11 protein-coding genes and 1 rRNA gene are annotated in these 9,849 nt (G+C 46.5%); 11 read left to right on the top strand and 1 reads right to left on the bottom strand.

Annotation, left to right across the window (positions count from 1 at the left end):
- The first annotated feature begins 1 nt into the window (after position 1).
- The 9 genes from MH144_RS28780 to MH144_RS28820 all read left to right on the top strand — a co-directional run bounded on the left by MH144_RS28780 (position 2) and on the right by MH144_RS28820 (position 7,943).
- Entirely contained in the window at positions 2–886 is an 885-nt protein-coding gene (locus tag MH144_RS28780; protein WP_239305623.1) for an aminotransferase class IV, read from the top strand.
- Positions 883–1,746 (top strand): dihydropteroate synthase, encoded by an 864-nt coding sequence (gene folP / locus MH144_RS28785; RefSeq protein WP_239305624.1) that lies wholly within the window; start codon positions 883–885, stop codon positions 1,744–1,746. Before MH144_RS28780 ends, folP begins: the two co-directional genes overlap by 4 nt.
- Positions 1,747–1,849: 103 nt before the next feature.
- The gene (gene folB / locus MH144_RS28790; RefSeq protein ID WP_239305625.1) at positions 1,850–2,212 is read left to right on the top strand and encodes a dihydroneopterin aldolase; all 363 of its coding nucleotides are present in this window, start codon (positions 1,850–1,852) and stop codon (positions 2,210–2,212) included.
- Positions 2,213–2,221: 9 nt separating this feature from the next.
- On the top strand, positions 2,222–2,770 hold the full coding sequence (folK, locus tag MH144_RS28795; protein ID WP_239305626.1) for a 2-amino-4-hydroxy-6-hydroxymethyldihydropteridine diphosphokinase: 549 nt from the start codon (positions 2,222–2,224) through the stop codon (positions 2,768–2,770).
- Positions 2,722–2,925: a helix-turn-helix domain-containing protein gene (locus MH144_RS28800; protein ID WP_239305627.1), complete on the top strand. Its 204-nt coding sequence runs from the start codon at positions 2,722–2,724 to the stop codon at positions 2,923–2,925. Before folK ends, MH144_RS28800 begins: the two co-directional genes overlap by 49 nt.
- A 140-nt stretch (positions 2,926–3,065) precedes the next feature.
- A complete protein-coding gene (gene dusB, locus MH144_RS28805; RefSeq protein ID WP_239305628.1) occupies positions 3,066–4,085 on the top strand; it encodes a tRNA dihydrouridine synthase DusB in 1,020 nt (339 codons plus the stop codon).
- Positions 4,086–4,329: 244 nt separating this feature from the next.
- Positions 4,330–4,809 carry a transcription elongation factor GreA gene (greA, locus tag MH144_RS28810; RefSeq protein ID WP_095293395.1) on the top strand — a complete coding sequence of 160 codons (480 nt, stop codon included), beginning with the start codon at positions 4,330–4,332 and terminating at the stop codon, positions 4,807–4,809.
- 126 nt (positions 4,810–4,935) lie between these two features.
- Positions 4,936–6,447: a lysine--tRNA ligase gene (gene lysS / locus MH144_RS28815; RefSeq protein WP_239305629.1), complete on the top strand. Its 1,512-nt coding sequence runs from the start codon at positions 4,936–4,938 to the stop codon at positions 6,445–6,447.
- 158 nt (positions 6,448–6,605) lie between these two features.
- Complete coding sequence (locus MH144_RS28820) at positions 6,606–7,943, top strand: TrkH family potassium uptake protein (protein WP_239305630.1); 1,338 nt, start codon at positions 6,606–6,608, stop codon at positions 7,941–7,943.
- Positions 7,944–8,086: 143 nt separating this feature from the next.
- Here the strand turns inward: MH144_RS28820 and MH144_RS28825 are convergent, their stop codons facing one another.
- A complete protein-coding gene (locus MH144_RS28825; RefSeq protein ID WP_239305632.1) occupies positions 8,087–8,686 on the bottom strand; it encodes a TetR/AcrR family transcriptional regulator in 600 nt (199 codons plus the stop codon).
- Between the two features lie 197 nt (positions 8,687–8,883).
- Between MH144_RS28825 and MH144_RS28830 the strand changes: the two genes are divergently transcribed.
- Together MH144_RS28830 and MH144_RS28835 are read left to right on the top strand one after the other, a co-directional pair.
- Complete coding sequence (locus MH144_RS28830) at positions 8,884–9,321, top strand: 2TM domain-containing protein (protein ID WP_343226133.1); 438 nt, start codon at positions 8,884–8,886, stop codon at positions 9,319–9,321.
- A gap of 467 nt (positions 9,322–9,788) precedes the next feature.
- A 16S ribosomal RNA gene (locus MH144_RS28835) occupies positions 9,789–9,849 on the top strand; the annotation flags it as partial.

Below are 9,849 nucleotides of genomic sequence, written 5' to 3' on the forward strand. Positions count from 1 at the left end.
GATGCAGTACGCCGCGATAAACGGGAATGTGGTCCATATGGCGGCAGCCGTGGTTCCGGTGACGGATCACGGCTTTTTGTACGGACTGGGCTTGTTCGAGACTTTTCGGACTTATCAGGGTGTCCCCTTCTTGCTGGAACGCCATCTGGAACGAATGGCTGCAGGTTGTGCGGAGCTTGGAATCCCGTTTACAACGACAGTGGATGAAGTGAAGAACTGGATTAACCACCTGCTGCAGGCAAACGGGCTTCAGGATGCCTATGTAAGATACACGGTTTCGGCAGGTGAAGCTGCGTTAGGATTGCCCTCCGGGGATTATGAACGCCCCAATCATATTGTATTTGCAAAAGAATTACCTGAGCCCTCTCCATCCTTATACGAGAAGGGCAGAATGCTTCAATGCTTATCGACGGTGCGCAACACACCTGAAGGGAATATACGATTCAAATCACTGCACTACATGAACAGCATCATGGCCAAACGGGAATTGAATGGATACGGCAAGCTTGCTCAAGGGGCGGAAGGCCTGCAGCTGACCCGGGAAGGCCATGTGGCTGAAGGCATTGTCAGCAATGTATTCTGGGTGAGACAGGGTGTTCTCCATACACCATCCACAGAGACTGGGATTTTACCAGGCATTACTCGGGCAGCTGTTCTGGAACTTGCAGCTGATATGGGATTAGCCAGCGTCGAGGGCTTGTACACCTGGAATGAGCTGCAGGAAGCAGATGAGATATTCTTGACAGGATCGGTAGCAGAGATTGTGCCGGTTACGACTTTACGAGGACAGAACGGAAACGAAACGATAATCAGCAACGGACATATCGGCCCGGTTACAGCAGCACTTCTGGGTATGTACCGTCAGAAAGCGGGGTATACTTCATGACACTCACACCAGTCATTTACGAACGGAATTATTCATGGGGGCCAGCTGAACTCAAGCTTGGTACACGGACACAGATCATGGGCATCCTTAATGTTACGCCAGATTCCTTCTCTGATGGAGGACGCTACAATCAGGTAGACCTGGCAGTTACCCATGCGATACAGATGATGGAGGATGGGGCAGATCTGGTTGATATCGGAGGCGAGTCGACACGCCCAGGGTCGGAGACCGTCAGTGCCGAGGAAGAGCTCAGCCGAATTATACCTGTGATCGAAGCATTGAAGCTTCAGGCTCCGCATATTCCAATATCCGTGGATACCTATAAGGCGGAAGTTGCACGTCAGGCTATCCTAGCCGGTGCTCACATAATTAATGATGTATGGGGAGCCAAGGCAGACCCGGATATGGCCCGCACGGCTGCAGATCTGGGATGTCCAATCATTTTGATGCACAATAGACCCGAACGGGATTACACAAGTTATCTGGATGATGTGGTTCAGGATCTGCAAGAAAGCATTCAAATTGCCTTGGACGCCGGAGTGCATCCGGATCAGATTATTCTCGACCCGGGTATTGGTTTCGTGAAGGATCTGACGGAGAATCTGACTCTGATGTCTTCCCTTGGACTTCTTAACGAGATGGGGTATCCGGTTCTGCTGGCTACTTCACGCAAGCGATTCATTCAGAATACCCTTCAAGTGCAGGCAAATGACACAGTAGAAGGGACGGCAGCAACGGTTGCATTCGGCATCGCCCAAGGCTGCCAGATGGTTCGGGTTCATGATGTGAAGCCGATTCGGCGGACGGCAGACATGTGTGATGCCATGTTGTATGCCTCTCCGGGTCTGCGGAGGAAATAACCTGGCGGGTCCGATGGACCCGCTCTGGAGCGTAGCGTTTTGCACGAGGTAATGAACGAGTAGTAGCACACAATCTCAATATTATAGAAGGCGGGCGGATCTTATGGATAGAATGGTACTGCATCGGATGGAATATTACGGATATCATGGTGTTTTTGCAGAAGAGCGGAAGCTCGGACAGCGCTACTATATTGATCTGGAGATTGATATGGATCTGGGTGATGCCGGACGTAACGATGATCTGACCAAGACGATCAACTATGCAGAAATTCATGAACTTGTGAAACATATCGTTGAAAACAAATCATTCCAGTTAATTGAAGCTTTGGGCGAACATATTGCATCTTCGTTACTGGACACTTATACTATTATCAATGCATTGACAGTTAAGGTGACGAAGCCGCATCCACCGTTTGATATTCATTTTGAGGGCGTGACAGTAGAGCTTCGCCGCACAAGAAAGTGAGAACCGATCATGATTGCACATTCGACCTCTGAATATTCAGAGGCTTATATTGCTTTAGGGGCCAATTTGGGTGACCGGGAACAGACGCTGCTTGAAGCGTTGACGTTACTGGATGCGCACCATGAAATAGAGGTCCTTCGTTGTTCATCGCTATATGAGACAGAGCCTGTAGGTTATGTGGATCAGCCATCTTTTCTGAATATGGCGGCTGCTGTACAGACGCGTCTTACTCCCGAGCAGCTCCTGACCGAATTGCTTGATATCGAAAATCGGCTTGGGCGAGTTCGCGATATTCGCTGGGGCCCTCGGACAGTAGACCTCGATTTGCTCTGGATGGATGGGCAGAGTCGGGATACCGAATTGCTTCAATTACCACATCCGCGGATGGGCGAACGGGCATTTGTGCTTGTTCCATTGTCAGATATCGTACCTGAAGGCGAGCTTTCAGGCTTGTATACCTATGTACACTCATCGTTGTCTGTACTGGATGGAAAGGATGGAATACAGCTTTGGAAAACGTGCAACTGGCGAGCCGCATCCGGGCCTTTCGGAAGCTGAAAGGTTTAACACAACAGGAACTTGCAGCTGGTACTGGCATATCGCTAGCTATTCTGGGAACGATTGAACGGGGGAACCGCAAGGTATCCGAACAAGAGCTGGATCGCATTGCGAGCGTGCTGAACATCAGCGTTGAAGAATTGCAGGGCAAGTAGAGATAATTCACTGTAGTCACTCATGAGTCATATAACATGTTTTACAAAGACACATATCGTTAATCGTTGATTGTATATAGCACAACATAACCGGGGTTCATGCAAGAATCTGCGGTATTTAGAAGGAGAGAAACACAGAAATGCTGAAAATCGGTGGCATTGAAATGAAAAACCAGGTCGTACTTGCGCCGATGGCTGGCGTGTGTAATCCGGCTTTTCGCCTGATTGCAAAAGAATTCGGAACAGGGCTTGTATGTGCGGAAATGGTAAGTGGCAAAGCCATCGTGCATGGCAACAAGCGTACACGTGAGATGTTGTTTGTAGATGAGCGGGAGAAACCGCTGAGCCTGCAGATTTTTGGCGGAGACCGTGAAGCGCTTGTTGAAGCAGCCAAGATTGTGGACAAAGAAACCAACGCAGACATCATCGACATCAATATGGGATGCCCTGTGCCAAAAGTAACGAACTGTGATGCAGGAGCGCGCTGGTTGCTTGATCCGAACAAAATCTATGATATGGTATCCGCTGTAGTGGATGCAGTCGAGAAGCCCGTGACCGTCAAGATGCGTATCGGCTGGGACAATGAGCACATCTTCGTAGTTGAAAATGCACTCGCGGTAGAACGCGCTGGAGGTCAGGCGGTAAGTGTGCATGGCCGTACACGTGAGCAACTCTACACAGGTACAGCAGACTGGTCCCATATCAAAAATGTAAAAGAAGCAGTCTCCATCCCGGTGATCGGGAACGGAGATGTATCTTCACCGGAAGATGCACGTCGCATGCTGGACGAAACAGGCTGTGATGGGGTCATGATCGGCCGAGCTGCACTGGGTAATCCATGGATGCTGTATCGTACTATTCAATACCTGAGTTCCGGAGAATTGCTTCCTGATCCGGGTGCAGAAGAGAAAATCCGTGTTGCCATTCTCCATATGGACCGTCTGATTGCTCTGAAGAATGAGGCTGTAGCGGTGAAGGAGATGCGTAAACATCTGGCTTGGTACCTGAAAGGATTGAAAGGTTCTGCACGCATCAAGGACGTTATTATGGAAGGAACCAAACGTGATGAGATGGTGCAGATTCTGGAGAACTTTGTAGGCCAAATGCAAAATGAAGAGCACGGTGATGTGGAATCAGCGGTAGCCGAAAATGCATCCTGATCCTGTCCTGTAAAACGTTTACAGATACAAGGGGTGTAACATTGACTTTTCGAGACCGTTCCCCTATAATTTCACAGTATAAATTCGCCATGTGCGTTATAAGGCTAGTGCATCAGGAGGAACGTTCTGTTTCTCTGGAGAACTTCATATAGTTTTGAAGATATATGCGGTCGGAGCTCTGTAAACAGCACTGGTTCCGTTGCCGTGCAATCAAATTATTCCCATGACAGGAGAATCGGTTGAGATGAGCGATAAGGAAGTTATCCTTACACAAGAGGGACTCAAGAAGCTGGAAGAAGAACTGGAAACACTGAAATCGGTTAAGCGCCGCGAAGTGGCTGAACGGATCAAAGTAGCCATCGGGTATGGCGATATCAGTGAAAACTCCGAATATGAAGACGCGAAGAATGAGCAGGCCTTCATTGAGGGTCGTATCATTACTCTGGAGAAAATGCTCCGTAATGCGCGGATCATCAACAGCGATGAAATTGATACCGATGCGGTAAGTGTAGGTGCAACGGTAACTGTAGAAGATCTGGAATTCGGAGACATTACAGAGTACACAATTGTAGGTACCGCGGAATCCAATCCGCTTCAGAACAAAATATCGAACGAAAGCCCTGTTGGAAAAGCCATTTTGGGTAAGAAAAAAGGTACTGTTGTTGACGTAAGCGTACCAGCTGGCGTAATTCAATATAAAATTGTAGATATTAAGAAGCAATAGTCAGTATATTGTAATGAAGCAGTCGGGCACTGAGACAAAAGCTTCCTTAGGGAAGCTTTTTTCAACATTTGAGGAAGAACACATCTGAGGATGTCTGCAATGTAAATAAGGAGATGAATATAGATCATGACGGATGAAGTCTTGAATCAGGAAACCGAACTTAGCGAGCTTTTGCAAATTCGCCGCGACAAATTGGACGAGCTCCGCAAATTGGGAATCGACCCTTTTGGCCAAAAATACGTACGTACCGAAGAAGCCGGTTCTATTCTGAAGAAGTATGAAACACTGACCAAGGAAGAGCTGGAAGAGAAGCAGATCGAAGTCAGTATTGCCGGACGGATTATGGCGAAGCGGGGAATGGGTAAAGCAAGCTTTGCACATATTCAGGACCTGAGCGGCAGAATCCAGATCTATGTTCGTCAGGATACGGTATCTGAGGACAAGTTTGCAGCTTTTAGCCTGCTGGACCTTGGTGATATCGTTGGGGTTAGCGGCGTAGTCTTCAAGACTAAAACGGGTGAAACATCTGTTAAAGTTAAAGATTTGGAAGTACTGTCCAAGTCGCTGTACCCGCTTCCGGATAAATATCATGGTCTTACCGATGTAGAGCTGCGTTATCGTCAGCGCTATGTTGACCTGATCATGAACCCGGAAGTACAACAGACCTTTATTACACGTTCCAAAATTATTCAGTCGATGCGCCGCTACCTGGACTCCCTTGGTTATCTTGAAGTGGAAACTCCTACACTGCACAGCATCGCTGGTGGTGCGGCTGCACGTCCGTTTATTACGCATCATAATGCACTCGACATGGAGCTGTACATGCGTATTGCGATTGAGCTTCACTTGAAACGTCTGATCGTAGGCGGTCTCGAAAAAGTGTACGAAATCGGCCGTGTCTATCGGAATGAGGGGATGTCGACTCGTCACAACCCTGAATTCACGATGATTGAGCTGTATGAGGCTTATGCCGACTATAAAGATATCATGCAATTGACTGAAAATCTGGTTGCTCATATTGCACAGGAAGTGCTTGGAACACAGGTGATTCAATATGCTGATTACCAAGTAGACCTTACTCCGCAATGGCGCCGTGTAACGATGGTAGATGCAGTTAAGGAAGTTGTAGGTGTGGACTTCTCCGTGCAAATGACGGATGAAGAAGCTCATCAGCTGGCCAAAGAGCACAAGGTTCCGGTTGAGCCGCATATGACGTTTGGCCACATTTTGAATGCATTCTTCGAACAGTTTGTTGAAGAAACGCTGATTCAGCCAACATTTATTATGGGGCACCCGGTTGAGATTTCTCCGCTGGCGAAGAAAAGCGATGCAGATCCGCGTTTCACAGACCGCTTCGAGCTGTTTATCGTTGGACGCGAGCACGCAAATGCCTTCACTGAGTTGAATGATCCGATTGATCAACGTCAACGCTTTGAAGCCCAACTGCTGGAGAAAGAACACGGGAATGATGAAGCACATGAAATGGATGACGACTTCATCCGTGCACTCGAATACGGAATGCCGCCAACAGGCGGATTGGGTATCGGGATCGATCGTCTGATCATGTTGCTCACCAACTCACCGTCCATTCGTGACGTACTGCTCTTCCCTCACATGCGTCCACGTACGCAAGAATAATAAGGAACATATTATACGTTCATAATAGAAGAGGAACCTGCCATTCAGTATCATGCTGGGGCAAGTTCCTCTTTAGGTTTACATAGGAAGCTTTCCAAGGTTCCTTGATTCGTTTTGATCTGATTACAGATTGTATTATGTTAAAGGAGGTGCCCTTCATGAAATTCAGGCTTCACATTGCCAAATTTCTGTCACCCCCGCTTATCTTGGTTGGTGGTTTCCTGCTGATTATCTCTATTGGTACCATCCTGCTGATGCTGCCTATTTCGAACCAAAGCGGTGAGCATCTGGCGTTCATTGATGCGTTATTTACAGCGACTTCAGCAGCATGCGTGACCGGACTTGTCGTTGTGGATGTAGGAACGACGTTTAATCTATTTGGACAGATTGTCATCATGGTACTCATGCAGCTTGGCGGGCTCGGCTTCATGACCATTGCAACACTGTTTGCACTTGTCCTGGGTAAACGGATATCCCTCAAAGACAGACTGCTTTTGAAAGAGGCCATTAATGCAGACAGCATGGAAGGTATTGTGCGCATTATTCGTAAGGTGCTGATCTTTTCCTTCACGATTGAAGGTGTGGCTGCTGTCATCCTGGCTTTGCGCTGGGCAGCGGAAATGCCTCTGGGACAAGCGGCCTATTATGGAATATTTCACTCGGTATCACTGTTTAATAACGGTGGGTTTGATCTGTTTGGCAACAGTTTTCAGTATTATACCGGTGACTTGTTGTTTAACCTGACTGCATCTGTGCTCGTTATATCTGGTGGACTGGGCTTTGTGGTTCTGAATGACCTGTTTGAATTTCATAAACGTCGCCGTTTATCGCTCCAGTCGAAGCTGGTACTTTCCGTATCGGGTGCGTTGATTGGTATTGGAGCCCTTGTGGTGTTTATCTTTGAATTCACTAATGGACATACGCTTGCTTCGTTGAGCTGGCCTGAGAAGGTCTATGCTTCCATCTTCCAGTCTGTTTCTACGAGATCGTCTGGAACAAGCTCGATTGATATAACGGAGATGAGACAAGCGACCCAGTTTTTCTTCATACTGCTCATGTTTATTGGAGCTTCGCCGGGTTCAACCGGTGGCGGAATTAAGACAACGACGTTCCTGATCATGATTGGAGCGGTATATGCCATGATTCGCGGCAATAAGGATATTGTGTTTTTCCGTTCTCGTGTTCCCAAAGAACTGCTCATGAGGGCATTGACCATCATTATGGTCTCGTTAATCATCTTCATGATTGTGGTCATGCTCCTGCTTACAACGGAGGATGCCCCATTCCTGCCACTGATGTTTGAAGCTGCTTCCGCGATAGGTACAGTGGGTCTGTCCGTAGGAGTCACACATGAATTAACGGATATAGGAAAAGTCATCATCTGTTTTACGATGTTTGTTGGCCGGATCGGACCATTAACCATTGCGTATGCCCTTCGTCCGCGTAAAGAGAAGAAGTTGTACCGTCATCCGGAAGGCCGGATTATTATCGGATAGAGAAAAACCGTCAGACAGCGGTCTACCTCCTGCACTAACAGGAATTGGACTCGAAACGTCTGACGGTTTTTTTGTTTTATGGGTATGTCTTCTGTTGTTCAAGCTTTCGTTAAGTCTAGTTGTAATAAAATAGCACCAAGCTTTTATTCTTCTGCCCGACACAATGAGGCGAGATGTAAAGAAAGAGCACTTTCCATAATTTCAGAGGTCATCTGATCGGGTCTGAGCACAGCGTGAATGGATAGTCCGTCCACCAAGGCATAGAGACGCTCTATCTCCAGTTCTTCGTTAAAATCCGTTCGTGAGAGGTTATGTTTAACAAGGTACATGATTACAGTAGCCATGGCTTGTCTGATTTCATCATATACCTTGTCTGCAAGTGCTTTGAGGGCTGGATCAGTTTTGGACTTGGCTGTAAAAGCAAACCACACCTCCATTTCGGCCATTTTTTCGTCCGTGTTAGGCATGAATTCGAGCAGAAGGAGTTTCATATTCTCCATAGGAGAGCCGTTGAATGACATCTGCTGAATTCGGTTTGATACCCTTTCGGATACCAGATTCATTGCATATAGGAGTAACTCGGATTGAGTTGAGAAATAGTGACGCATTGAACCGGCGGATATTCCCGCTTCTTCAGCAATATTTCGGACAGATGCTTGTTCCATACCATCTCTGCGTATGATGCGCCAAGCCGCTTCAGCGACAAGGAGCCGCTGTTTGTCATGATCTACTATTTTAGGCATATGTGAATTATAACACTATTGCTTAATATAATACAAATGTGTTAAATTGTATTTAGCACAATTGTGTTATAAAGGGAGGGGTTATAGTGATTGCCTATTTTATAATAGGATGTGAAATTGCCTTTTGGATTTTCGTTGCTGCCGGATTATGTGTAAGATACCTGCTAGGTATGAAACGCCTGGGGATGGCTTTACTGATGGCGACGCCTATCATTGATTTACTGTTATTAGTGGCTACGGTTGTGGATCTGCAAAGAGGCGCTACGGCAAGTATGGTTCATGGTATTGCAGCCATATATATAGGTGTTAGTATTGCTTTTGGTCATCAGATGATTGCGTGGGCAGATCGATACTTTCTATTTTGGTTCAGAGGCGGGGAGAACCCACGCAATAGGAAAGCATACGGAAGCGAACATGCGAGTCAGGAACGCCATGGATGGTTACGACATCTGGCTGCCTACATCATAGGGAGTTCTTTCTTATTGATTATGATCTGGTGGATTGGTGATCCTGCCCGTACCGAAACATTCAATAATATCGTAAGAGTATGGGGAGTTATAGTGGTCATCGACTTCATAATCAGTTTCAGCTATACCTTCTGGCCAAAGAAGATGCCTGCAAGGAAAGTCGAGTAGAGAATAAGAGAATTAATCAGAAATTATATATCAGCATGTAAATGGCACTCAATGTGATCATTTGTATATATCCATGAAGGGATTGACCAAAGAAATCAGCGAACCTAAGTTTTTTAAAAAAAGGGATGTTACTGAGAGCCGAATTAGAATATGCAATCTTTTTCGAAAAAGTACTTGCATAAAAAATGCGTACATGGTATATTCTAATTCCGGCCAAGAAAACACTAGAAACACGGTGCGGTAAGCAAATTGAAAAGCTTCGAAAGAAACTTAAAAAAAGTGCTTGCTAAATTGGTTCGGATGTGATAAGATATAAAAGTTGCTGAAGAGAACAACGCTCGGATGCAAACAACGTTTGATCTTTGAAAACTGAACAACGAGTGAGTAAATGATCTTGCTTGCAAGATCAACAATGAGATTTTTAATCTCGTCAGATTCAAAATGAGCTAATCGCTCTTTTCAATACTTTATTGGAGAGTTTGATCCTGGCTCAGGACGAACGCTGGCGGCATGCCTAATACATGCAAG

Source organism: Paenibacillus sp. ACRRY (assembly GCF_022346995.1).
Taxonomy (GTDB): Bacteria; Bacillota; Bacilli; order Paenibacillales; family Paenibacillaceae; genus Paenibacillus.